21 protein-coding genes, 1 pseudogene and 1 riboswitch are annotated in these 25211 nt (G+C 39.1%); of the genes and pseudogenes, 16 read left to right on the top strand and 6 right to left on the bottom strand.

The genetic code is table 11. The annotated features are described in order from the left end of the window. Positions 1-11: 11 nt before the first annotated feature. Positions 12-473, bottom strand: a complete 462-nt coding sequence (locus tag BUC06_RS10585) for a thioredoxin family protein (RefSeq protein WP_073333545.1) — start codon at positions 471-473, stop codon at positions 12-14. Beyond that, a complete protein-coding gene (locus BUC06_RS10580; protein ID WP_073333543.1) occupies positions 470-2539 on the bottom strand; it encodes a TonB-dependent receptor plug domain-containing protein in 2070 nt (689 codons plus the stop codon). The genes BUC06_RS10585 and BUC06_RS10580 overlap by 4 nt, the downstream gene beginning before the upstream one ends. 121 nt (positions 2540-2660) lie before the next feature. Between BUC06_RS10580 and BUC06_RS10575 the strand changes: the two genes are divergently transcribed. The 8 genes and pseudogenes from BUC06_RS10575 (at position 2661) to BUC06_RS10540 (ending at position 10626) form a co-directional block, all read left to right on the top strand. Beyond that, the gene (locus BUC06_RS10575; RefSeq protein ID WP_073333542.1) at positions 2661-3848 is read left to right on the top strand and encodes a homogentisate 1,2-dioxygenase; all 1188 of its coding nucleotides are present in this window, start codon (positions 2661-2663) and stop codon (positions 3846-3848) included. A gap of 26 nt (positions 3849-3874) precedes the next feature. Continuing rightward, complete coding sequence (locus BUC06_RS10570) at positions 3875-5149, top strand: acetyl-CoA hydrolase/transferase family protein (protein ID WP_073333831.1); 1275 nt, start codon at positions 3875-3877, stop codon at positions 5147-5149. Between the two features lie 139 nt (positions 5150-5288). After that, positions 5289-6077 carry a hypothetical protein gene (locus BUC06_RS10565; RefSeq protein WP_073333539.1) on the top strand — a complete coding sequence of 263 codons (789 nt, stop codon included), beginning with the start codon at positions 5289-5291 and terminating at the stop codon, positions 6075-6077. A gap of 237 nt (positions 6078-6314) precedes the next feature. After that, on the top strand, positions 6315-7445 hold the full coding sequence (gene hppD / locus BUC06_RS10560) for a 4-hydroxyphenylpyruvate dioxygenase (RefSeq protein ID WP_073333537.1): 1131 nt from the start codon (positions 6315-6317) through the stop codon (positions 7443-7445). Positions 7446-7515: 70 nt separating this feature from the next. After that, complete coding sequence (locus BUC06_RS10555; RefSeq protein ID WP_073333534.1) at positions 7516-7974, top strand: hypothetical protein; 459 nt, start codon at positions 7516-7518, stop codon at positions 7972-7974. A gap of 78 nt (positions 7975-8052) precedes the next feature. Beyond that, complete coding sequence (gene fahA, locus BUC06_RS10550) at positions 8053-9300, top strand: fumarylacetoacetase (RefSeq protein ID WP_073333532.1); 1248 nt, start codon at positions 8053-8055, stop codon at positions 9298-9300. 33 nt (positions 9301-9333) lie between these two features. After that, a pseudogene (locus BUC06_RS10545) lies at positions 9334-9740 on the top strand (GxxExxY protein). A 61-nt stretch (positions 9741-9801) separates the two neighbouring features. After that, a complete protein-coding gene (locus BUC06_RS10540) occupies positions 9802-10626 on the top strand; it encodes a flavin reductase family protein (protein WP_073333529.1) in 825 nt (274 codons plus the stop codon). 112 nt (positions 10627-10738) lie between these two features. Here BUC06_RS10540 and BUC06_RS10535 read toward each other — a convergent pair whose 3' ends face one another. Both BUC06_RS10535 and BUC06_RS10530 read right to left on the bottom strand, forming a co-directional pair. Beyond that, positions 10739-11251 (bottom strand): hypothetical protein, encoded by a 513-nt coding sequence (locus tag BUC06_RS10535; protein WP_139263344.1) that lies wholly within the window; start codon positions 11249-11251, stop codon positions 10739-10741. A gap of 62 nt (positions 11252-11313) precedes the next feature. Then, positions 11314-12156 carry an alpha/beta hydrolase family protein gene (locus tag BUC06_RS10530; RefSeq protein ID WP_073333526.1) on the bottom strand — a complete coding sequence of 281 codons (843 nt, stop codon included), beginning with the start codon at positions 12154-12156 and terminating at the stop codon, positions 11314-11316. A gap of 182 nt (positions 12157-12338) precedes the next feature. On the opposite strand from BUC06_RS10530, the gene BUC06_RS10525 reads away from it, so the two are divergent. The 8 genes from BUC06_RS10525 (at position 12339) to tenA (ending at position 19698) form a co-directional block, all read left to right on the top strand. Next, a complete protein-coding gene (locus BUC06_RS10525; protein WP_073333524.1) occupies positions 12339-13112 on the top strand; it encodes a HipA family kinase in 774 nt (257 codons plus the stop codon). Next, entirely contained in the window at positions 13099-13482 is a 384-nt protein-coding gene (locus BUC06_RS10520; RefSeq protein WP_073333521.1) for a DUF3037 domain-containing protein, read from the top strand. The genes BUC06_RS10525 and BUC06_RS10520 overlap by 14 nt, the downstream gene beginning before the upstream one ends. Positions 13483-13505: 23 nt before the next feature. Continuing rightward, positions 13506-14534 carry an alpha/beta hydrolase gene (locus tag BUC06_RS10515; RefSeq protein WP_073333518.1) on the top strand — a complete coding sequence of 343 codons (1029 nt, stop codon included), beginning with the start codon at positions 13506-13508 and terminating at the stop codon, positions 14532-14534. A gap of 209 nt (positions 14535-14743) precedes the next feature. Beyond that, positions 14744-16585, top strand: a complete 1842-nt coding sequence (locus tag BUC06_RS10510) for a carbon starvation CstA family protein (protein WP_073333516.1) — start codon at positions 14744-14746, stop codon at positions 16583-16585. A 60-nt stretch (positions 16586-16645) separates the two neighbouring features. Beyond that, a riboswitch (TPP riboswitch) is annotated at positions 16646-16739 on the top strand. Positions 16740-16801: 62 nt separating this feature from the next. Then, a complete protein-coding gene (gene thiM, locus BUC06_RS10505) occupies positions 16802-17599 on the top strand; it encodes a hydroxyethylthiazole kinase (RefSeq protein WP_185116978.1) in 798 nt (265 codons plus the stop codon). Next, positions 17596-18231: a thiamine phosphate synthase gene (gene thiE, locus BUC06_RS10500; protein ID WP_073333511.1), complete on the top strand. Its 636-nt coding sequence runs from the start codon at positions 17596-17598 to the stop codon at positions 18229-18231. Before thiM ends, thiE begins: the two co-directional genes overlap by 4 nt. Continuing rightward, positions 18228-19061 carry a bifunctional hydroxymethylpyrimidine kinase/phosphomethylpyrimidine kinase gene (thiD, locus tag BUC06_RS10495; RefSeq protein ID WP_073333508.1) on the top strand — a complete coding sequence of 278 codons (834 nt, stop codon included), beginning with the start codon at positions 18228-18230 and terminating at the stop codon, positions 19059-19061. Before thiE ends, thiD begins: the two co-directional genes overlap by 4 nt. Then, entirely contained in the window at positions 19048-19698 is a 651-nt protein-coding gene (gene tenA / locus BUC06_RS10490; RefSeq protein ID WP_073333506.1) for a thiaminase II, read from the top strand. Before thiD ends, tenA begins: the two co-directional genes overlap by 14 nt. Positions 19699-19753: 55 nt before the next feature. Here tenA and BUC06_RS10485 read toward each other — a convergent pair whose 3' ends face one another. Together BUC06_RS10485 and BUC06_RS10480 are read right to left on the bottom strand one after the other, a co-directional pair. Next, positions 19754-22516: a TonB-dependent receptor plug domain-containing protein gene (locus tag BUC06_RS10485; RefSeq protein ID WP_073333503.1), complete on the bottom strand. Its 2763-nt coding sequence runs from the start codon at positions 22514-22516 to the stop codon at positions 19754-19756. A 294-nt stretch (positions 22517-22810) separates the two neighbouring features. After that, positions 22811-25141: an ATP-dependent helicase gene (locus BUC06_RS10480; RefSeq protein WP_073333501.1), complete on the bottom strand. Its 2331-nt coding sequence runs from the start codon at positions 25139-25141 to the stop codon at positions 22811-22813. Between the last annotated feature and the right edge of the window lie 70 nt (positions 25142-25211).

The following is a 25211-nucleotide window of genomic DNA, read 5'->3' as shown; positions in this document are numbered from 1 at the left end:
AAAAGATATAACTACAAAGCAGAAATCTCCAGAAGTTTCTGCTTCATGGTTTCAGGTGCCAATAATCCTTCATGATAATACACCAGTTTCTGATCTTTATCCAGAACAATCCACAAAGGATAAACAGCCTGATTTTTGTTTTTAGATAAAGCTACAGCCAGCTCATGGATTCCTGAGTTTCCATTCTGCAGATATCTGAATTCCCGACCCTGAAACCTTATTTTATCTTTCGTTTTTTCAGCTTCAAAATTCACCATATAAAAATTTTTATTGATCAGATCAACAATTTCCTGGTCTTTATTCAATGCAGACTTTTCCATTTTGCAAACTGAGCACCAGTCCGTATACAAATGGATGATTACAGGTTTCGGATCTTTTTTCATAGATGTTTCAAGATCAGAAAAAGTGCCTGTCTTCATCTGAGACAGATAAAAACAAGGCACTAACATTAAAAATAAAATAAAAGTTTTCATTTCAAAGTATATTTTACCCCCAGAAAACCTCTGATTCTCTGCATCGGTGCGTAGCCGTAAGCAGTGTCAAAAGTATAATGGTTCGGATTACTTATCGGATCGTCTGCATACTTATCAAAGGGGTCAAAAGGTCTCATCAAAGGATCTTTCGGTGTAAAATTGAAGAGATTCTTAACTCCGCCATACACTTCAAAACCGGATTTGAAACTTTTTGAAACCTGAATATTGGCTAAAGAATAAAACGGCGAATATTCCGGACGGTAGTCGTTTGGCAATACCGGAAGTCTCATCGGCCCGTAGAATTGTCCTGTAAAATCTAAAGTCAAATCATTGGTGAACTTATACGAGAGATTATAAGTCCCGCTCCACTTCGGCGCATGCAGCTGCTGTGATTTTTTATGATCCTCATCAAATTTCTGATACACATCGAGATAGGTCACTCCTACATTGACGCTCAAAGGAAAGCTGAAATTGAAATCCACATTCATGGATGCTCCTCTGGAAATTCCGTATCCATGGAGATTATCATAAATAATTTTATCCGGATCAGTATCAAAATCTCCTACGATCTTATTGCTGAAATAAGTATAAAATGCAGAAGCATCAAGCTGTAACAAACGGGTTCCAACAGGAATCTTCCAGATGTAATTTAAATTTCCATTGACCGATCTCTCAGGCTTCAAATCAGATTTGATCATTACTTCCCGTGACCCCGTCAAGGCTGCGTGATCTTCGGTAAACAGATTGACTACTCTGAATCCGGTTCCGAAATTGAACCTCAGCGTATGGTAAGGATTCGGGGAAAATTTCCAGGCAAACCTTGGCGAATGTACTTCATGATGGATCTTATCATAATCAAAACGGTAACCTACCAACAGAGTATTCTTATCATTGATTTCCCATTGGTCCTGAACAAATGCTCCCCAGATAGGAGATTTCATCGGTGCGTTGGTGATTCCGTCTCCCGATAAAGTTCCGGGCGTATTGTCATCATAGAAGGTCCGTTTGAAAGTAATTCCTCCTGTCAAATCATGGTTCCCCAGCTTTTTACTCCAGTACGTTTGTGCAAAAGCCACTTTTTGAAGCGCATTATAGGGATTAGTACCATAAAAAGAATTCTGATCATGATAATTGTAAGAAAACTGGGTAACGATATATTCTTTTAAAGGCCATTGATACAATCCAAAAACTTCCGCTCTGTTGGTATAAATACTCTCACCATAGACATCACCACTTCCACGATAAGATCTGTTCCACTGTATTTCTCCACCAAAACGGTCTTCATAGAGATACCTCATGGCAAAACTTGCCTGACGATTTTCTTTTCGCTGAAAATTCCATTTATTAAATACTGAAACTCTGCTTTGTAATGCTGCATCGGTGAAATTGTCTTTGTTCTGGTCTATTTTTTCTTTAAAGCTGAAATAGTTTATACTTAACAAAGACGCCGCATTCTTTCCAAGATTAAATTTCGTTGAAACATCAAGATTATTTTCACCCCATGTGCTCGTCATCATGTCAACACTCAGTTTGGGGGCTGTCAACGCATTTTTGGTGATAATGTTAATCACCCCACCCATTGCTTCAGAGCCGTAGATAGAAGAAGCCGGACCTTTAACCACTTCAATTCTGTCCACAAGGCTGTTAGGAATTCCACTCAGTCCGTAGACCGTAGACAATGAGCTTACAATAGGCATTCCATCAATCAGAATCATCGTGTAAGGCCCTTCCAGACCATTGATGTGAATATCTCCGGTGTTGCATACCGAGCAGTTCAGCTGAGGTTTTACCCCATTCACCATGGCAATGGCCTCAAAAATACTGGGAGTAGGATTTTTCTGAAAAAATTTCTGGCTGTAAACTTCTACGGCTACAGGACTTTTTGATCTGCTGAAGGGTTTTATCGTTCCGGTAAGAACCACATCATCAATGGTACTCATTCTGACTTTAGGTTGGGAAACTGCAGATGAATCCTTTTCTACAGGGTGCTGCCAACTCAGACTATCGGTCTCCTGAGAAAAACAGTAAGAAGATAAAAGAGTTATAGAAAATAGTATTCGCTTCATGAAATTAAAATTGTTAGACAAATCTAACAATTATTTTTGAATTACAAAACACCATGACAAATGTTGTTAGAATGAATTCACGAAAAATGATTAAATTTGAGAAACTAGATATAAAAGTACTATGAGATATCATCAGGCGGGAAACATCCCACAAAAAAGGCATACGATTTTCAAATCACCGGAAGATAAATTTTATTATGAACAACTTTTCGGAACGGAAGGCTTTCATGGAATTTCATCGCTGCTTTATCATACTCACCGTCCTACACAGATCAAATCTATCGGAGAGCCGAAAGATGTGACGCCTAAAATTGCGGTAGAAAAAAATATTGCTCCGAGAATGTTTAAGGGAATGAATGTAACGCCCGAAGATGATTTCATGGACAGCAGAAAGATCCTTCTGATGAACAATGACCTGAAAATGGGATTGGCAAAACCAAGAAAGTCGATGGATTATTTCTACAAAAATGCTGAATGCGATGAACTTTTATACGTTCACAACGGAACCGGTATCCTGAAAACCTTTGTAGGAGATCTGGAATTTGTAACCGGTGATTATCTTATTATTCCGAGAGGAACCATCTACCAGGTTGAGCTGAAATCAGATGATACCGTATTTTTCGTACTTGAAAGCCACTCTCCTATTTACACTCCGAAACGCTACAGAAATGAATTCGGACAGCTTCTGGAGCATTCTCCGTTCTGCGAAAGAGATATGATTGCCCCTGTATTCAAAGAGCCAAAAGATGAAAAAGGAGAATTTTTAATTAAAGTAAAAAAAGAAAACCAGATCACGGATTTCATCTATGCGACACACCCGTTTGATGTCGTAGGATGGGACGGATATTTTTATCCTTACAAATTCAATATCAAGAACTTTGAACCAATTACAGGAAGAATTCACCAACCGCCTCCGGTACATCAGAATTTTGAAGGTCATAACTTTGTCGTGTGCTCTTTCTGTGCCAGAATGTATGACTATCATCCAATGGCTATTCCTGCCCCGTATAATCACTCCAATATCGATTCTGATGAGGTTTTATTCTATACGGAAGGTGATTTTATGAGCCGTAACCACATCGATCTGATGGACTTCACTTTACACCCGGGAGGAATCGTACACGGACCTCACCCGGGCGCTATGGAAAGAAGCATCGGTAAAAAATTTACTGAAGAATACGCCGTAATGGTGGACCCTTTCCGTCCGTTGAAAATCACGGAAGAAGCTTTAAAAGTAGAAGATCCTTCTTATAAAACTTCATGGCTGGAAGAATCAGACAAAACCATGGAAGACCGTTCTCAGGAATAAAAAAATCATTCATAAAAAATTTCATTATGTACAATTATATTAGTGCAGAGGAAGCCATATATACTGTAAAAAGCGGAAACCGCGTATTTTTCCACGGAAGTGCATGTACTCCGAATTATCTTATTGATGAACTGGCAAGACAGTCTCACCGTCTGGAAAATGTGGAAATGGTTTCCATTACGCAGCAGGGAAATGTGGAAATTGCAAAACCTCAATACAAAGATAATTTCTTTGTTAATTCTCTATTCGTATCAACTCCCGTGCGGGATGCGGTAAATTCTGAGCGGGGAGATTTCGTCCCTGTTTTCTTAAGTGAAATTCCTATCTTATTCAGAAAAAATATACTGCCGCTGGATGTAGCTTTAGTCACCGTTTCTCCACCGGACAAGCATGGTTTCTGTACCCTTGGAACCTCTGTAGATGTAGCAAGAGCAGCAGTAGACACGGCCAAACTCATTGTGGCTATCGTCAATCCTCTGATGCCGAGAACGCACGGAGACGGAATGATCCACATTAGCAGAATTCATAAGCTGGTATGGCATGAAGAGGAACTTCCTACCGTAGACTATGGTTCAAAGGTAGGTGAAGTTGAAATGCTTGTTGGTAAAAATGTAGCTGAACTGATTGATGACAGATCTACTCTTCAAATGGGGATTGGAACGATCCCTGATGCTGTTTTAAAGTGCTTAACGAATCACAAAGACCTCGGCGTACACACTGAAATGTTGAGTGATGGAGTCATTGATCTGATTCAAAATGATATTATTAACAATAAATATAAAGGTTACCACGATAATAAAACGATCACAAGTTTTTGTTTCGGAACCAGAAAACTCTATGATTATGTAGATGACAATACGGTTTTTGATTTTAAAGACGTAAGTGATGTGAACTTCCCGATCAATATTATGAGGAACAAAAAGATGGTAGCCATTAATTCTGCTATCGAGATCGACCTTACGGGACAGGTATGTGCAGATTCCATCGGAACCCTACAATACAGTGGAATCGGAGGTCAGATGGACTTTATGAGAGGCGCAGCCTTAAGTGAAGACGGAAAACCCATCATCGCCATCACTTCAAGAACTAAAAAAGGAATCTCCAGAATCGTTCCGTATCTTAAACAGGGTGCCGGAGTGGTAACCACAAGAGGACATATTCATTATGTTGTGACAGAATATGGTACCGCTTATTTATATGGTAAAAACCTACGTCAGAGAGCTCAGGAACTGATCAGTATCGCACACCCTGATGACAGGGAAATGCTGGAAAGAGCTGCCTATGAACGATTTAAACATTAAATATTCTGAGTGATGGTTTTTCTTATCCTTCTTTTTCATAGGTGAAATCAACAAAATATGAACAAAAACAAAACTAATCTTAAAAAAAATTTAACATTTTGGCAGTGTTTTTGATAAACTCATTTAAAACATAAGGAAATTGAAGACTATATATAATTCGATAAGGGAAGAGGTTGAAAAGCATTTAAAGGTAAGGAATTCTGTTTTGGGAAATGTGAGTGAATGGAAACGAAGCCATTATATTATTCTTTCCGAAATTATAAAAGATGAACTGTCTGACTCTGAAGAATTAAAAGGGGGAAAAAAATTTGAAATAGGAAATACGATATCGCACGTTACTTTGCAGCGTTTTTTTGAAAATGACTATCAGGATAAAACCCATAATGATCTCAGGTTCCTGAAAACACTTGATAAAATATGTATTTTCCTTGGATATAAAGATTTAAACGACTACATACAGTCGGTTAAGTTGAAAAACAGGGAGAAAGAACTCGATGACGATCTGGAGTTTCTCACGAAAATGGTGTATGATTATTGCGCAACCGCATTTGAATTTTATAAGCATTTTCCCGAGCACAAACCGGAATTCTTTAAAGAACTGGTATTTGATGACTCTCCATTTTTAGAAAGAACTTCACAATTCAGCAAAGAATTATGTGAAAGGGATTTCAACCTGGTGACCAAGAATAACCGCTCCAATTATGAAGTTTTTGATATTCATGTTGTGACTGATGAACCTGAAAAAAAAATATTGGAAACTCAGGAATTCTGGAATCTTTTGTTTAAGGTCGGTGAAAACGGAGAAGAACATTTTGTCAACCAACTTAATACACAAATTTATTTTATCCGTAAAATAGACAACGTATGGAAAATTTGGGATAATTATAATCCGGATGCCGGAATCCTCAACAGGAAAGTAGACCGATAAATAAAAAAGCCGTAGAATCTCCTACGGCTTCCTTTTTTCGAAAATATTTTTTTTTCACTTGTTCTTTGTATAACAAATGTAGACATCCCATCTCATTTTAATTAAACTTAAATATACTTAAATGAACTCTTCTTTAACTTTATGTTAAGTATATTCAAGGAATCCTGTTGAATATTTTCGCTATTTATAAGATTTTTGTAATTTGCATTCCATTAAAATAAAAGTAAAAATAGAAATATGTCAACACTTACATTTGCCGAAAAAATTGCTCAAGCTGAGAATTTTTTACCGATCAACGGTACAGATTACATTGAGTTTTATGTAGGAAATGCTAAACAGGCTGCCCATTATTACAAAACCGCTTTCGGTTTTCAGTCTTTAGCATATGCTGGTCCCGAAACAGGAGTAAGAGACCGCGCCTCTTATGTTCTTCAACAGGGGAAAATAAGATTGGTATTAACAACGGGGCTTAAATCCGATTCACCTATCAGCGAACACGTAAAAAAACACGGTGATGGAGTGAAAATTTTGGCACTTTGGGTAGATGATGCTTACGCCGCTTTTGAGGAAACAACCAAAAGAGGTGGAAAACCATATCTTGAGCCTGTGACTTTAACAGACGAGCAAGGTGAAGTAAGAATGTCCGGTATTTATACCTACGGAGAGACCATTCACATGTTTATTGAAAGAAAAAATTATAAAGGAGCTTTCATGCCAGGATATGAAAAATGGGAAAGTGCTTACAATCCTGAAGACGCTGGTTTATTATATGTAGACCACTGTGTCGGAAACGTAGACTGGAACAGAATGATCCCTACCGTGGAATGGTATGAAAAAGTAATGGGCTTTGTCAACATTCTTTCTTTTGACGATAAGCAGATCAATACAGAATATTCTGCATTGATGTCTAAAGTAATGTCAAACGGAAACGGATTTGCCAAATTCCCGATCAACGAACCGGCAGAAGGTAAAAAGAAATCTCAGGTAGAAGAATACCTTGACTTCTACGAGGGAGAAGGTGTACAGCATATCGCTGTTGCTACAAGGGATATCATCCACACTGTTACTGAATTGAAGAAACGTGGGGTAGAATTCCTTTCCGCTCCACCGGAGGCTTATTATGACATGGTTCCTGAAAGAGTGGGTCATATTGACGAAGATCTTAAAAAATTACAGGACTTAGGCATCCTTATTGATCATGATGAAGAAGGATACTTGCTTCAGATCTTTACCAAGCCTGTAGAAGACCGTCCTACCCTGTTCTTCGAGATCATTGAAAGACACGGTGCACAGAGTTTTGGTGCCGGAAACTTCAAAGCATTGTTCGAAGCACTGGAGAGAGAACAAGACAGAAGAGGAAATCTTTAATTTTACAATACATTACAAGTTTTGTCAGGAATTTTCATCCTGACAAAACTTTTTTTTAAAAACACATATTATGAGAAAAATTTTAATGGGGATGTTTTTTTTCGGAACATTAGGGCTTAGTGCTCAGTATGGAACCTTAAATGAGATCCTTAACCGCCTGGAAGAAAGAAAAGGCATCAATCAACATCTTGAAAATGAAAACATTGACAATAAGAAATTTGTCTTCATTAAAGATGCAGAAGACCATACAGAAAGAGATTTTATCGTTATTAAAGGAAACCAGGCTACCTATGTAGAAGTTTTTGATGACAAAGCTACCGGAGAAAGCAGTTCCAACGTTTTTACAGGCGACATTGTCAGAAGAAAAAACATTGTTTCTCTAAGGGCAGATAAACTTGAAAACAAAAAAGTTCCGATGCCGGTGACCAAAACATTACTGCTCACCAGGCAGAAAGATATTCTGTATCTTATTGATGTGAACACAAAAGACAGATGGATAGATGAGGCTTCTTATTCCAAAAATAAATAAATTCCCACGAACATCAAATCGGGATAACAGATTTCTGTAGATTTGTTATCTTACAACTTAATTTAATTCTAAAACTTTATGAAATCATTTGTAGAATATTCTTCGGATTCAGATTTTTCTATACATAATATTCCTTTCGGAGTAACAGTTTTTAACAAAGAATATATCGGATGCTGTACGAGAATCGGAGATCAGGTCGTGGATCTTGCCACTCTCCATGATCTGGGGTATTTTGAAGACATTAAAGGATTGGAAGATAATGTTTTTGAAGCCTATACTCTCAACGAGTTTATCGAACTTGGAAAGCCAATTACCAATGCGGCACGTACCAGAATTCAGGAACTTCTGCAGGAAGGTTCTATTTTGTCAAAAGACGAAAAAACGATTGCAGATGCATTCTATGACCTGGACAAAGTAAAAATGATGATGCCTGTACACATCGCGAATTACACAGACTTTTACAGCAGCATTGAACACGCCACCAACGTTGGAAAAATGTTCCGCGACCCTGAAAACGCTTTACTTCCCAACTGGAAACATCTTCCGGTAGGATACCATGGAAGAGCTTCCTCCATCGTAGTTTCAGGAACCGATATCAACCGACCTAAAGGACAAACGAAACCTGCAGATGCAGACCAACCACTTTTCGGACCTAGCAAGCAGCTGGATTTTGAACTGGAAATGGCCTTTATTCTTAACAGAAACTCAGAAATGGGCGAAAGTATTTCCACAAAGGATGCTGAAGAGGCCATCTTCGGAATGGTGATATTCAATGACTGGTCGGCAAGAGATATCCAGGCTTGGGAATATGTTCCGCTGGGACCTTTCCTTGGTAAAAACTTTGGGTCCTCTATCTCTCCATGGGTAGTAACTATGGAAGCACTGGAGCCATTCAGAACGGCTTCTCCAAAACAGGAGCCTGCAGTTTTAGACTATTTACAGTTTGAAGGTGATAAAAATTACGATATCAATCTTGAAGTGTATCTACAGCCTGAAAACGGTGAAGAAAACCTGATTTCAGAAAGTAACTATAAATTCATGTACTGGAATATGACTCAGCAATTGGCCCATCATACCATCAACGGATGTAATGTGGAAGTTGGAGATCTATACGCCAGCGGAACCATTTCAGGAAGTGATCCAAAGTCTTTCGGATCTATGCTGGAACTGACCTGGAGAGGACAAAACCCGTTACAGCTGAAAGACGGAAAAGAAAGAAAATTCATTGAAGATAACGATACGGTGACTATGAAAGCGTGGTCTGAGAAAGATGGCATAAGAGTAGGTTTCGGAGAAGTTTCCGGTAAAATTATTCCAACACCTTAATATTTTCAACCACAAAAGTCACAAAAGATTTTTATGATTACACGGTCATATTTAACTGATCTGACATACAAGATAAACGGCGCCTGCATAGAAGTTCACAAAATTCTAGGCGCCGGTTTATTAGAAAGTGTATATCATAAATGTCTGGAAGAAGAGTTCAGATTAAGAAACATTAATTTTCAATCTGAGCTAAAAGTTCCTGTAGTCTATAAAGGAAAGGAAATCAAATGTGACTTTTTTGTGATTTTCTAGTTGAAGATTTAATTGTTGTCGAATTAAAATCAGTCACTGAGTTCAATGATATTCACCGATCTCAAATTTTAAATTATATTAATTTAATGAAAAAGCCCAAAGGAATTCTAATTAATTTTAATGTAAAAAACTTGTATCATGAAGGACAGGAAACTTTTGTAAATAAATATTACAATATGCTTTTTTGAACTTTAAAACAATTGATTTTACTTTAAAAACTTTTGTGACTTTTGTGGTTAATAATAAACAATGAAAACAGTAATCCCATCCGAATTATCCCCCGTACAGCTTCAGACCATTATGCAGACCGCCGTGTCTCCGCGTCCGATTGCTTTAGCATCTACGGTAGATAAAAACGGAACTATTAATTTATCACCATTCAGTTTTTTTAATATGTTCAGTACGGTTCCTCCGATCTTGATTTTTTCACCATCGAGAAGAGTTCGTGACAATACCACTAAACATACTCTGGAAAACGTTCTGGAAGTTCCCGAAGTAGTTATCGGAACTGTAAATTTTCCAATCGTACAACAGATTTCTTTAGCTTCCACTGAGTATGAAACCGGAGTGAATGAATTCATCAAATCCGGACTGACCATGAAAGAAGCAGATCTGGTACAGCCTAAGCTGATTGAAGAATGCCCGGTAAACTTTGAATGCAAAGTTTTGGAAGTAAAATCTCTGGGAGACCAGGGAGGCGCTGGAAATCTTGTGATTTGTGAAGTTCAGAAAATTCATATCAGAGAAGAATATCTGAACGAAGCCGGAAACCTGAATCAGCAAAAACTGGATATGGTGGCCCGTTTAGGAGGCAACTTCTATTCAAGAAGCAATGAGAACAGCCTTTTTGAGGTTCCAAAACCATTGGTAACAAAAGGGATCGGTTTTGATCTTCTGCCGGACTCCATCAAATACAGCAAAATATTTACAGGAAATGATCTGGGAATGCTCGCCAATGTAGAGATTCTTCCCGCAGGAGATTTTCATGCTGATGAGAATGTTCATAGAAACGCTCAGAAATTACTTTTGCAAAGTAAGATTGATGAGGCCTGGACGCTTTTAACGATATTATAATTCAAAAAACAAAACCAGCCTAAATTCAGGCTGGTTTTTATAATATAGCTATTCTTTTATCTGTGGTAAAACTTCATTATCCTCATGGTCATTGCAATGAGCAGAAGGAATACTATTTAGATTTTAATGTTTCAGTAACTGTAATCTTTCCTTTTTCAGCAAAATCTGTTACTTTTCCGTTTTTATCAATAGACACATTAAGATTGTCATTCTTTGAATCGTAGAAGATGGATGTGGAATATCCCGGGCAGTCATGCTGCTTACATCCTGTTACTTTATAGATTCCATTTTCAGATACTACAGGAGATTCTACGTTGAAATTTTTAAGCATTTCATCATATTGCGTTCCGGTAAGTTTTTTAACCCTTTCGGCAAAACTTTTATCTTCAAATAATTTAATAACATGAGGATATTTTCCCTCATTTTTAGTAATGATATTATCTGAGGAAGCATTAGCAGGTGAAGCTGCTGAGTCGGTTTTTGGAGCTGCCAAAGAATCATTTGATGCATTGACGGTGATTGAATCCGTACCGGTAGAAGAACTCTCAGTTTTTACTTCTTTTTTACAGGAAACTACGGCTAATAAAGAAAACGCACATGCGCTTAGGATCAATTTTTTCATCATAATTTTTAATATGTTCATTTATATTTGAACGTTGATATTCAAATTTTATTCCACTATTAAAATTATTTCATATTTTTATTTATAAAATCGATGCATTTTTCTGTGACGATGCTGAGGTTTTCCGGAAGCTCTTTTTCTGTCCATGGTTCTTTTGAACCGAAAGTATGATCTGCATTTTCAACTAAAAACAATTCTGAATTCGGATTCAGGATATGAAGATGTTCCGCATTTTTTACACTGACACTTTCATCATCGGTTCCGTGGATGACCAGTACGTAAGCTTTGGCCATTTCTGTCGCTCTCTCTACGTCAAAACGGTGAATATTATTCTCAAAATCTTCATAAAACTGATAATAATGGGGCATTTCCTGTTGAGTTCTTCCGTTCAGTACATAATACACCCCTTCTTTTTTCCAGTTTTCCAGGGCTTCATCTTTTGGAAAACGTTCCAAAGTATCTACACTGGCCAGTGTGATCAAACCGTTGATTCTTTCGTCTTCATATGTCTTTATAATAGAAATTCCGCCACCTCTGCTGTGTCCGATCAGAATTATTTTCTGATCATCTACCTGGGGTGCTTTCACAAAATGATCAATCACAACGCCAAGATCAGAAAGTTCTTTTGAATAATTGTTATTACCAAAAGCTTCCAGATCGGCAAAGTGGTGTGGATCTTCAACGGTGGTTCCGTTGTGGGAAGCATTGAATTTCACAAAGAAAAAGCCAGCTTCTGTCAACTTTTCAGCCATCAGATTCCAGGCTCCCCAATCCTTATACCCTTTATAACCATGAACAAAGATCACCAATGGTAATTTTTCATCAGTTTCAGGATAAAATGCGTCTGCCAGAAAATCTCTTGTCTCAGGATTTTGAAGCCTTATATTGATCTCTTTTATCAATTTCATATCATAAAAACGTTTTATATACTGTTTGCAGTATTTCACATGAACCTAAATATATGAAAAATTTGTTAGTTGTTTATTTTTGTCTTTCTCAAATACGACACGCATCAACCGGAATTCATTTTTTTTAAAATATAAAGCAGGCCAAAAAGAATACACTAGAAAAATAACCTTAATTTTGCGGTATGCTGGATTTAAGAACGGTAACCGTGATGCGTTACATCCTGCCGCTGAGGGAAGGCGGATCTCTTCCTGCTTTGGCAGAAGCTGATGATGATTTTAAATATGTACTGAAATTTCGTGGCGCAGGCCACGGAGTTAAAATGCTGATCTCTGAACTTTTGGGCGGTAAGATCACAGAAGCTCTGGGACTACCGATTCCTGAGCTTGTATTCGTCAACCTCGATGTGGACTTCGGAAGAACAGAAGCTGATGAAGAAATCCAGGAACTCCTGAAATTTTCAGAAGGACTGAATCTTGGACTGCATTATCTTTCAGGTTCCATCACTTATGACCCTGGGGTAAAGGTGGATCCGCTTCTGGCTTCAAAGATTGTATGGCTGGATGCATTTATTACCAATATTGACCGTACTTTCAGGAACACCAATCTTCTGATGTGGCATAAAGAGCTTTGGGTTATCGACAATGGAGCATCATTTTATTTCCATCATTCGTGGCAGAATTTTGATGCGGCAGCTAAGACTCCCTTCAAATATGTGAAAGATCACGTTCTGCTTCCGAAGGCAAAAATGTTGGATGAGGCCGATACATTTGCCCATGAAGTGCTGAATGACACCTTATTCAGGGATATTGTCAATTTAATTCCTGAAGACTGGCTCCAATGGAAGGATGCAGATGAAACACCGGAGGAGATTCGTGAGATCTACTTCCAGTTTATGAAAACCAGGTTAGAAAATTCTCAAATCTTTGTAAACGAAGCGAAAAATGCAAGAGGATAAAATATACGAATACGCTGTCATACGCCTGGTGCCGAAAGTTGAAAGAGAAGAATTTTTCAACATCGGACTTGTGATGTTCTCTAAAAAAGAGAAGTTTATCCGTGTGGAATTCTATCTGTGTCCGGATAAATTCAAGCTGATGCACAGTAAAATTGATTACGACGACATTATCCAGAATCTGGAAAGCTTCCAAAAAATTGCAAACGGCGACAAACAAGGAGGCCCAATAGCTTTGATGGATATCCCCGAACGTTTCCGATGGTTAACCGCTGTAAGAAGCTCTGTAGTTCAGACCTCAAGACCTCATCCGGGAAAATCCAAAGATCTGGAAAAGACTTTTGGTAAACTTTTTGAAGAGTTAGTAAAGTAACCATCTACTACAAAAAGTATTCTATGAAATCATTGACAAACAATATATCAATCTACAGGTTTTTCACAAACCTGTTTTTTGTTTTATCTTTAAGTATATTTCATTTAAGTTATTCACAAGACCAAAATCAGCTCGAACCCAAGACAGGGAAAAGCACCCTTCTTCCAAAAATATCAACAGTAACAGAGAATGTCACGTATAAAACCAATGAAAAAGGAACTCCGCTCCTACTGGATATTTATACGCCGAAAAATGTTGCTGATGAAAAAATGCCCGTCGTAGTCTATGTTCATGGAGGTGCATGGGTAAAAGGCGATAAAACGGTAAGAGATGGGAGCTATATTGAAACATTCATTGCAAAACTTCTCGACAAAAAATATGCAGTCATCAGTATAGACAATACGCTTCTCAATGACAGCATTCATTTTCCTGTTCCTTTGGAAGATACCAAAGATGCCGTAAGATGGGTAAGAAAAAATGCGGCAACCTATCATTTTGACCCTGATAATATTGGATTTTTCGGTGCTTCTTCCGGGGCACACCTTTCTATGCTTGCGGCTTACACCCCCGATAATCAATTTATCGGAAGCCAGGAACTTTCTGCTTATTCAGCAAAGGTTAATTATGTGGTAGATCATTACGGGCCTTCAGACCTTAACAAACTGCTGCATACAAGGCTTGGAAAAGTACCGGTATTCTTGTTCGGACTGGCAGCACAAAAAATTGTAGACCTCAGATCAGATCTTGTGAGAGGATTGTCCGGATACGATATTAAAAAAGAACAAAGAAAGGCTGTTGACTATTTCAAAACAATTTCTCCTCTAACCTATGTTTCGGGTGGTGTTCCGACCTTGATCATGCAGGGAAATAAAGACAAAGTCGTTCCCATGCAACAGTCTAAGAAGCTGCATAGAAAACTTACCCGGGAAAATGTTCAGAATAGCCTGATCATTGTAAAAGATGGCATTCATGGTTTCGGAACAACAGATAAAGCGTATATGGATCAACTCACAGATCAGATGGTGGACTTTATCGTTTCCAAGAAAAAATAAAAATACATCTATTTAAAAATTACATTCAAATTAAATAACTAAAAATCAATCAAATAAATTATCGAATTTAACAGTATATCAAAAATTTGCTAATTTAATATACATATCATTATTTTTTACACCTAAAATAATTAACTTGGCTTTTGTTTAAAGTATTCTTAACAAAATGTCCAATATTTTTAATTATTCATTCTTAAAAAACAGATGGTATGGATTTTCTGAATAACACCAATGCACTCACGCTGATATTTGTTTCAGTCCTTATTTTTGCGATTGCGTACCGCTTTTATGGTATTTTCATTGCCAATAAAGTCCTGCGACTTAATGATAAAAACACTACGCCTGCAGTAGAATTTGCAGACGGAAAAGATTATGTAGCCACCAATAGAAATGTTCTTTTTGGGCATCATTTTGCAGCGATTGCCGCTGCCGGGCCTTTAGTTGGACCGGTGTTGGCGGCCCAATTCGGGTATCTTCCCGGTGCATTATGGATCCTGATAGGATGCGTGCTTGGCGGTGGTGTTCATGATATGGTCGTTTTATTTGCATCGGTAAGACATAAAGGACAAAGTCTTGCTACGATTGCATCTAAAGAAATTGGAAAGACTACAGGAACGGTTGCCGGTTTTGCCATTTTATTTATTCTGATTCTTACATTGGCCGGCTTGTCACTGGCCTGTATCAATGCCATGCATGAAGCTTCATGGTCTCTTTTTACTGTTGTCATCACAATGCCTATTGCAGTGATTATGGGATTGATCATGAGATACAGAAAAAACAGTGTGCTTTTTGCGAGTATTTTGGGCGGTATCCTTTTAATAGCTGGAATCATTGGAGGACATAGTTTAATGCAGAATGAAACGATGAATAATCTGTTTACATGGGATATAAAAACCATTTCTATTGCGATTCCGCTGTATGGTTTTCTGGCTTCTGTGCTTCCGGTTTGGCTCCTTCTTGTACCAAGAGATTATCTGTCAACCTACTTGAAAATAGGAACCATTATTATGCTTGCTGTGGGGGTGATTGTCATCCATCCTACAATTCAGATGCCTGCGCTTACAGAATTTGTGAATGGCGGAGGTCCTGTTATTGGAGGACCAGTACTTCCTTTTATTTTCATTGTGATTGCATGTGGGGCGATTTCCGGTTTCCACGCAGTCATTGCAACGGGAACAACACCGAAGATGCTTAATAAAGAAAAAGAAATCCTTTTTGTGGGGTACGGAGCCATGCTTGTAGAAGGTTTTGTTGCTTTAATGGCTTTGATTGCAGCGTGTACCTTAATGCCCGGTGATTATTTTGCCATTAATACGCCGAAGGAATCTTATGATGCTTTCCTGGCAGCCCACCCTTCTCTGCACGGTGTAGACATCGATTATTATTCACAAAAAATTGGCATTGAGCTTCATGGAAGAACGGGTGGAGCGGTGTCATTAGCTGTAGGAATGGCTCATATTTTCAATAAAATACCCTATATGGATCAGCTGACGGCTTATTGGTACAATTTTGCCATCATGTTTGAAGCCGTCTTCATCCTTACCGCTATTGATGCGGGAACGAGAGTTGGCCGGTTCTTTTTACAGGAAATGCTGGGATCTGTGATTCCAAAGTTCAATGATAAAAACTGGGTTCCCGGAATTATTATCAGTAGCCTTTTGTTTACATTCGCATGGGGATATCTGGTATTCACGGGTAATGTGAGCAGTATCTGGCCTCTCTTTGGAATCAGTAATCAGTTGTTGGCAGCCTGCGGACTTATTGTCTGTACAACGATGTTAATCCGGATGAACAGGGGTAAATATGCATTATGCTCTGCAATTCCAGGCGTTTTCATGGCTGGCATTACTTTCTGGGCGGGTTATATTCAGGTCACTGCAATCTACCTTCCTAAAGAACAGTATCTGTTGGCAGCTTTAGCCGTAACAGCAATGGTTCTGATGCTGATTGTATTCATTGGAGCTTTTATCAAATGGTATCAACTCTTGCAAATCAAAACTACGGTAACAGATTATTACGGAGAGCCGGTCAAAGAGCTGGTAGAAAGATAGGAACCATTATTCAGAATCCTTTGCAAGGGTTTTGCAAGCTCTGATAATTTTTATACATTTGTTTTGCTTTAGGGGTATTCTGAAAAAGAATTGAGAGAGTCCCTTTGAACCTGATACGGCTAACACCGACGTAGGGAAAAGCAAAATGACATTGTTAACAGTGTACTTTTTGTTTTGGATTTTTTCCTGAAGCTATTTTTATTTTAAACGATATCAATGGAAAAAATTCTTTGGGAACAGGTACAGATTGTCAGACAAAAATCTCCCCTTGTTCATAACATCACCAATTATGTGGTGATGAACAATACCGCCAATGCCCTTCTGGCTGCAGGAGCCTCTCCTATCATGGCACATGCAAAATCTGAAATTCAGGAAATGATTGGCATTTCCCATTCGGTGGTTATTAACATAGGTACTCTGGATGAGTATTCGTCCGAATCTATGATCCTGGCAGCTAAAACAGCCCATTCAACAGGGAAGCCGTGGGTTTTAGATCCTGTAGGTGCGGGAGCAACTTCTTTCCGAGATCAGGTATTAAATCAACTTTTACCTTATCAACCTACCGTTATCAGAGGAAATGCCTCTGAAATCATTGCTCTTGCCAAAGCCAATACAACGGCTACCAAAGGGGTAGACAGTACGGCACAGAGTAACGAAGCGGTTGATGCTGCCCGTAGTCTTGTAACCCGATACGGAACGATAGTCTGTATCTCCGGTGAGACTGACATTATTATTGATCATCAGCAGGAAATTTTCATTAAAAACGGACATCCGCTTATGACTAAAGTAACCGGTCTTGGATGTTCTGCGACAGCTTTAATCGGAGCATTTAATGGAATTGCAGAGGATAAAGTAATGGCAGTAGCTGCTGCTATGGCATTAATAGGTATCGCAGGGGAACTAGCCGCTGAGGAAAGCAAAGGTCCTGCAAGTCTCCAGGTCAACCTCATCGATCAATTGTATACGATCACTGAACAGGAATTTTTAAACCGTTTAAAGATAGAGCGAAAATGAGTTTACATCCCTTTCCCTATCAACTTTATCTGGTGATTTCTGAAGCTGACTGCATGGGAAGAAATTTCGTAAAAGTTGCTGAACAGGCGATTCTCGGCGGAGTGGATGTTATCCAGCTAAGAGAGAAAAACAGCAGCACAGAGTCGTTTCTTACAAAAGCCCTCCAGCTTATAGAATTGACCGAGAAATATTCTATTCCCCTTATTATTAATGATCATGTTGAGGTTGCTGAGAAGATCAATGCAGCAGGCATTCACGTGGGTAACAGTGATGCTGCCCCCACTTATTTAAGACAACAGACTCATCTCAGTAAAAAAATCATAGGCTACTCGATTGAATATCTTTCCCAGCTTGACAATGAACAGACTGCCGTATCCGATTATTTGGGAATTAGTCCGGTGTTCAGTACTGATACAAAAACTGATACGGTAACAGAATGGGGACTCGAAGGAATTAAAACGATCAGGCAGCTTACAGAGAAACCTTTAGTAGCCATCGGTCATATTCATTCAGGAAATGCAAAAGAAGTCATCAACGCAGGAGCAGATTGTATTGCAGTTGTTTCTGCGATCTGTGGTGCTTCTGACCCTCAAAAAGCAGCCTACCAATTAAAAAATGAAATTTTAAAATGAAAAAATACACCTATCCATCGGTATTAACGATTGCCGGATTTGACGGAAGCGGCGGGGCAGGCATCCAGGCTGATATTAAAACGGCCTCTGCTCTGGGATGCTTTTCGACATCGGCATTAACCGCTTTACCGGTACAGAATACGCAAGGCGTAAGAACAATATACCCCATTCCGGTAGAAGCTGTAGCCGAACAGATCGAAGCCATTCTGGATGATATTTTTCCTGACGCCATTAAAATCGGAATGGTTCATACCCCACAGCTGGTCGAAACGATTGTTTCTACTTTAGGTAAGTATAAAAAAATACCTCTAGTATTTGATCCTGTCATGGTCGCTACAAGTGGTCATCGTCTGATCGAAGAGGACACGATATCGGCCATCACGGAACAGCTTTTCCCGATTGCTGATGTAGTTACGCCCAATATGGACGAAGCTGCCATTTTAGCCAAGATGAAGGTTAAGACTGTTGAAGATCTCTATGCCGCCGGAAAGGAAATAAAGAAACTGGGCTGCAAAAGTATTCTTTTGAAAGGCGGACATCAGGAAACCTCAACCATTACTTCTCTATTCTACGATGAGCACGAGAAGTACCATTCTTTTGAAACTAAAAAATTTAGCACCAATAACACCCACGGCTCCGGTTGCACACTTTCTTCTGCCATTGCAGCGTATCTGGCTCAGGGTAAAACTTTATATGACGCCGTTTCTTTGGGACAAGACTATGTTTATCAAGCCATAGAACACGGAAAAGATGTACAAACAGGGCTTGGAAACGGTCCGCTTAATCACTTTTTTAATCCTCAAAAACTCATTAAAAATGAAATGGTCTGAACACACCTGGCAAGCTATAGAAGAACGTTATCAGTCTATTCTGGACATGCCGTTCATCAAAGAATTATCAGACGGTACTTTACCTCAGGAAAAATTCCGGTTTTACATGGCTCAGGATTCTTTATATCTTGAACACTTTGGCAGAACACTTTCGCTGATCGCTGCTAAAATTCAGGATCTTCAGGATGTGCTGGCTTTTATGCGATTTGCTGAAAATGCCATTGTGGTGGAAAATGCACTGCATGAATCTTATTTTATCGATTTTGGGGTTAAGGATAAAGGAATAGCAGAACCTGCCTGTCACCATTATATTCACTTTCTGAGAAGTACTGCAGCTTTAGAGTCTGTGGAAATTGCCGTTGCAGCAGTTCTGCCATGTTTCTGGATCTACCGGGAAGTCGGAGATTATATTTACAACAATCTAAATGCGATCAACAATCCTTATCAAAAGTGGATTGACACCTATGGAGGCGAGGAATTTTCTGTTGCCGTAGATCAGGCTATTGAGATCTGTGACCGACTGGCCGAAAACAGTACGGAGGAAACAAGAGAGAAAATGACCGAAGCTTTTATCATGTCCACGAGAATGGAATTCCATTTCTGGGAAGGTGCTTATGAGCTGAAAACATGGAAATAGATTAAAGATAAAAGCGGATTCAAAAATTTGAACCCGCTTTTATTTTGTATATCAATTAAAAATTAAAATTAAGTCTTGAAAACACATATCTCCCGTTTTGTCCAAACTGAGATGTAGAACGTGAATACACGAACTGGTCATTGTTGGTAGATGCGGGAAGATTTTTGTCAGGATAAATATCAAAAAGATTGTTGACTCCTACAGTCAGGCCTACATTTTTTGTAAACTGATACCCTAAGGAAAGGTCGGTAATGATCTTCTCTCCGATCTGCTGGTGTTCGTTGAACCCTGTGATTCCGTCACCATTCGCATCAATCACGTCTGCGCCTGTCACTTTTCCGAAATAGGTATTTCTAAGATAAACCGTAGCATTTTTCCACGAAAGGGTATGAGATAAACTTGCTTTTACCCTTGGAACAGCTTCCTCCAGATATACTCTTGATTTCTCTGAAAAATAGATTTTCTCAAGATTCGGAGATTGTAAAAGTCCTGAAGAGTGAGTATCTCCAACTTTTCTGGTCTCGCTGATATTAGCCGCAAAACTGTTCTCCAATTTGAATCCTGAAAATCGTGCATTGTGAGAAATCACAACATCCACTCCTTTGGTTTCCGTATCAATAGCGTTGGTGAAAAACTGGGCTCCATTAACTCTCTCGGCATCAAAAGCGGCCTGTGCAGCTGCCGGCACATCTGATCTTAAGAACTGATCGGTAAGAATGATTCGGTTATTAATTCTCGTAAAATATCCATCCGCTGTAAAGGTCAGACTTGCGGAAGGAATTCTGTAAGTAAATCCTACGCTGGCAGATTTAGATGTTTCCTGCTTCAGTTTCGGTATTTCCAACAATCCTGCGATTTGTGAATCATTGCTGAAGGTTCCCACTTCCAGAAGCTGGCTGTTGGTAAACAAAGTAGACGTCACGTTGTAATAAATCTGATGGATAGAAGGTGCTCTGAACCCGGTAGATCCCGCCAATCTCACATTAAAATTGGGAGCGACTTTAATTCTTGATGCTAATTTATAATTAAAAGTAGATCCAAAATCTGAGTAGTTTTCATATCTCGCCGCCGCATCCACTAATAACCAGTTGGTGAAATTAAATTCCACATCTGCGTAAGCGGCTACTGCCTGTCTGTTTTTATCAATTGCATTCACCGGCTTAAATCCTCCGAAAACCTGCGATCCTCCCGGCAGTGCATTTCCAAAGAAATCCGTAGCTCTCGGGGTTGTATTATTCCACACATTTCCTGCGGCATCATAAGTGGTGTACGAAGCTTCGTCACCCTGTGTTATTTTAAAATTCTCATAGCGGTGTTCTGCACCAAAAGCTACGTTGATTCCGCTCCAGACATCATATTTTTTAGAAAAATCTAAATTGATTGTGTTTTGGGAGAATCTTAAACCGCCTGCATTAAATTCTTTTGGGGAAGCAAAACGTAAAGACGTATTTCCTGTGTTCTGAATATTATAACTGAATGAATTCTGTCCGAATGTATTGCTCAGATCGATATTCCAGCCGTTCCAGTTTCCTTTAATTCCTGAAGAAAGCGACAGATCCTGAATATCGGTTCCGATCTGTGGAAGATATCCGTCCGGATACAATCCTGTAAAAGTTCTGCTCTGGTTGGGTTTTCTGTAAAATCCTCCTGAAGTTCCGTGTCTGAAGCTATATCCCCCGAAAGAGTATACTTTCCAGTCATCATTAATCGGAACTTCAATATTGGCAAAAAGCTGATGGTTATTCAGTTTTGACTGTCCCACCTGCATATTGAAATCTTTTCTGCCCAGTCCTCTGTAAGCCAGTTCCTGATCGGTAACATCGAAATTTAGCAAAGACTGAAGCCCCTTTTGGATCACATTCCCTTGGGTATCCTTTATATCCTGAATGATAGAAGTATTTTGAATCGCAGCCTGTTGTTGCGCACTGAAATACCCTACTCCTTGCGAATACTGATGAATGTATCCAATGAGCTGTTGTGAATTCGGGGTATTGTTAATGTTACTGAAAAGAGAAGAAAGATTTACGCCATCGTTCTGAGCCCGTTTTTCAATCGCGTTATAGGCGTTATAGATCGATCCGCTTTCGGCTCCGGCTCTTGAAGTAGGATTTCTGAACTGTGAAGACCAAGTGATGTTATAGAAACCTCCTTTACTTCCGATCTTATTTCCGTAATTAAGGTCTACCTGAATATTCTGTCCGTCAAAATTTCCGGTATGGTCATTGGCGGTAGGGGTGAGATTTCCTCCGTAGCTTACCTGACCGGTAAGTTTACCAATATCTCTTTTCAGTTCAAGGTTAATAACTCCGGCGATTGCATCAGATCCGTATTGAGCAGAAGCACCGTCACGAAGGACTTCAATTCTGTTTAAAGCAAATGAAGGAATGGAGTTCAGATCGGTTCCTACGGTTCCTCTTCCCGGTGTTCCGTTAACATTGACCAACGCTGACGTGTGTCTTCTTTTTCCGTTAACCAAAACCAGCACCTGATCTGGGCCCAATCCTCTCAACTGAGCAGGATCCAAATGATCTGTTCCGTCTGAATTGGTTTGAATCGTTGAAGTGAAAGACGGCGCTACCGCATTCAAAATCTGTCCTATACTGGACTGCGGAAGAACTACGGATGTTTCTTTTATATTGAAGACATCCACAGGAACCGGGCTGTCTATTTTAGATCTGGCACCAGCTCTGGAGCCCAGCACCACAACTTCTTCTACAGTATTGGTTTTTACGCTGTCTTTTTCTTTTTCCTGCCCGAAAGCATAGGTTCCGAGGAAAAAAAGTACAGAAGCTGATAAAATAGTCTTTTTATTTTTCATACCCTTACATCAATTTATAGTTTATGTTTTTTTGAGTGGCAAATGTAGATCAAATTCATTAGTCTACAAAATTAATAGACTTTAATTTTATGAAAATTTAAGATAGTTTTGATCTATTGCTGTTTTAAAACACAAATGACACCAATATCTTCACAAATGGCACTAAGACCTAAAATACATTCGTGTTATTCGTGAAAAACATTTCTGTTATCTGTGTTTAAATAAAAAAACGGACTCCAAATAGAATCCGTTTTAAACTATGATAATCAGCTTTTTCGCTGAAAGAATATCATACTATATTTTTGTCAGTTTAGCATACTTCAGGATGAGGTTTTTCTCTCCTTCATGAATGAAAATCACTTTGGCTTTGATGTTCTGAGGATCTGTACCATCCAGGAAAGAAACTTCCCCGATTCCGAAACGATCATGTCTTACTTTATCTCCAACCTCAATATCCTGGGAAGAAGCTCCGCTTGGATTGATAATTTTCGCTGTACTGACCGGTTTTAATTTTCTGACTTCCGGTGCAGGTTTTGAGCTATCGCCTTTGTCAATGGTTTTCTTTTCAACCCTTCTGAAGGATTTCTGCTCGGAAGGATGTTCATCAAAAATATTGGACTTGATCCCGGTATTATTGATAAATCTTTTTTCGAGAACAGGATTTAAAAATTCAATATACTGATCATCAATTTCGCTTAAGAATCTTGAAGGCTCAGCATCGGTGATTTTCCCCCACTGGAAACGGGAAACAGCATAAGAGAAAAAGACTTGCTTTTCAGCTCTTGTCAGGGCTACATAAAACAGACGCCTCTCTTCCTCAAGGTCTTCTCTTGTCGCGGAGCTCATAAAGCTCGGGAAAAGATTTTCCTCAAGACCAACAAGATGGACCACAGGAAATTCCAGACCTTTCGATAAGTGAATGGTCATTAAAGAAACCATATCTTCTTCTAAATTTTTATCCTGGGTATCCGCAGAAAGGGCGATATTTTCAAGGAAATTCGGAAGACTCGGATCTCCGTCTTCCAGCTGAATCTGTTCTTCAATGAATCCCTGCATAGAGTTCATCAATTCCTGAACGTTCTCTACACGGGAAATCCCCTCCGGAGTCTGGTCATCTTTTAAGAATTTGATCAATCCGGTACGTTTGGCAACTTCCATGGCAACACTGTAAGCCGTATCGGTTTTCAGTAATACCTGGAACGCTTTGATCATGGACCAGAAATCATTCAGTTTCGTTAAAACACCATTATTCAGGCCCAATTGAGGAGCATATTGCGGCAGATTATCCAGTACCTGCGAGATGGTTACATTATGAGAATCGGCAAAAACGATCAGTTTATTCTGTGTGGTTTCTCCAATTCCTCTGGTAGGATAATTAATGATCCTCATCAACGCCTCTGAGTCGTTTTCATTGACCAGAAGACGCAGATAAGCGATAAGGTCTTTTACTTCTTTTCTCTGGTAGAAAGAAAGTCCTCCGTAAACTTTGTAAGGAATATTTTTACGTCTCAGTGCATCTTCAAATGCTCTGGTCTGTGAGTTGGTTCTGTATAAAATAGCGAAATCACTGTATTTTCTCTGGTCAGTATTTCTGAGCTCCCATATATTTCCGGCTACGAAATTGGCTTCATCCGCATCGGAAAGTGAACGGTATATTTTAATTTTATCTCCTTCTTCATTATCACTGAAAACATTCTTTTTAAACTGCTGAAGGTTTTTCGCAATGACAACATTGGCTGCATTCACAATGTTTTGAGTAGATCGGTAGTTCTGTTCCAGAGAAACCGTTATCGCATCCGGATAATCTTTCTTAAAGTTTAAGATGTTATAGATATTTGCTCCACGGAAGGAATAGATGGATTGGGCATCATCCCCTACCACGCAGATATTTTCAAACTTTGAAGCTAAAGCTTTTACGATAAGATACTGGGAATGGTTGGTATCCTGGTACTCATCTACCATGATGTATCTGAATCTGTCCTGGTATTTGGCCAGCACTTCCGGAAAACGAGTCAGCAATTCATTGGTTTTTAACAATAAATCATCAAAATCCATCGCTCCGTTTTTGAAACAGGCGTCTACGTATCTCTGATAGATCTGACCGATGAATTTCATATTTGCTTTTTCATCAGCTTCCATCAGTTCCGGATTGTTGAAATAAGCTTTTACGGTGATCAAATTGTTTTTATAGGTCGAAATTCTTGCCTGAACTTTTTTAGGTTTATAAAGATCGGCATCGATATTCATGTCCTTTAATACTTTTCTGATGACATTCAGCGCATCCTGCATATCATAGATCGTAAAATTGGATGGATAGCCCAGATAATGGCCTTCAATCCTAAGAATTCTTGCGAAAACGGAGTGAAAGGTTCCCATCCATAAGCTTCTTGCATTGCTGTCTCCTACCACTTTTGCGATACGGTCTTTCATTTCGCGGGCGGCTTTGTTGGTAAACGTCAGCGCCAGGATATTGAAAGGGTCCACCCCGTTGTGGATCAGGTGGGCAATACGCATGGTCAGCACACGCGTTTTTCCGGAACCGGCTCCTGCAAGTACCATCAAAGGTCCCTGTAGAGAGGTAACGGCTTCATATTGTGATTCATTGAGTCCTTTCAGATAATCCATACGGCAAAAAAATTTTGGGAACACAAAATTAATGTATTCAAAGGACAATTCAAATTATGAGCTTAATTTA

Origin of the sequence: Chryseobacterium carnipullorum, assembly GCF_900142785.1 — a bacterium.
GTDB lineage: Bacteria > Bacteroidota > Bacteroidia > Flavobacteriales > Weeksellaceae > Chryseobacterium > Chryseobacterium carnipullorum.
This window is presented reverse-complemented; position numbering and strand designations above follow the sequence as displayed.